This window comes from Clostridium sp., assembly GCF_032552055.1.
Classification (GTDB): Bacteria; Bacillota; Clostridia; order Clostridiales; family Clostridiaceae; genus Clostridium.
Map to the genome: position 1 here is coordinate 1 of NZ_JAWGSV010000437.1, position 1,143 is coordinate 1,143.

General features: G+C 26.3%; 1 protein-coding gene. It reads left to right on the top strand.

Features of this window, described 5'->3' with window-relative positions; all coding sequences use genetic code 11:
* Positions 1-76 precede the first annotated feature (76 nt).
* Positions 77-1,143 (top strand): ATP-binding cassette domain-containing protein (locus E6248_RS16225; protein WP_396335167.1); only part of this gene is annotated, 1,067 nt, incomplete at its 3' end.

Here is a 1,143-nt window from a genome sequence, read left to right on the forward strand (position 1 = left end):
AAGATATACCTCTCAAATTAAAGATTTTTTTGATGGATTTCAAGTAATAAAAAGTTTTAACATTCAAGATAAGATAATAAGAAGTAATGCGAAATTGAATAAAATAAGAGAGGAAAGTGGATGTAAAGCTAGAAAAACTGTATATTTAGCAGGGTGGATATCTATGTTATTTAGCTATGCAATGTATGTAATTACATATGTTATTGGTGGATATTTTGCTATTACAGGAGCAATATCTGTTGGATTAGTAATATCTTTATCTCAACTTATTGGAGGAGTAGTAGCACCTTTAGAACAAGTGCCAGCTATTTTAGCTGAAATAAATTCTACTTTAAAAATACGAAACAAGTTAGAACAAATTATAAATAAAGAGGTTCATGAGGAAAAGGGGCAAGATCTTAGAGATTTACCTTTAGAAATATTAATAAAGAATATATCATTTAATTACAAAAATTCAGAAGTTATGGCTTTAAACAATATAAATATGAAATTTAAAGAAGGTAAACGATATGCAATTGTAGGAGAAAGCGGAAGTGGTAAAAGTACTATTGCCAAGTTACTTTTAAATTTTTATAAATATAATAATGGAGAAATTAAAATTAATGATATAGAAATCTCTAAAATAGATTCAAGTTATTTGTACAAGACAATAGGATATATTCATCAAAATATATTTCTATTTGATGATACTTTAAAAAACAATATAACTTTATATAACAAATATAGTGATGAAGAAATTATGGATGTAATTGAAGCTTCAGGGCTATCAGAATTTATAAAAAGACTTCCTAAAGGGTTAAATACCAGTGTAGGTGAGAATGGGAGTATATTCTCAGGGGGAGAGAGGCAAAGGATAGGTATTGCAAGGGCATTAATATGTAAAGCTAAGTTTCTAATTCTAGATGAAGCTACTTCTAGCTTAGACAATATTACAGCTAATGAAATTAATAATAGCGTGCTTAGTTTGCAAGATACTTCAACTATAGTTATCACTCATCAATTATCTTATAATTTACTGAGTAAGTGTGATTATATATATGTTATGAAGAATGGAAGAATAATTGAAGAAGGAAATTTTGAAGAATTAATAGATAATAAATTATATTTTTATAATCTCTGTAATGTAAATGAAAAATATAATAT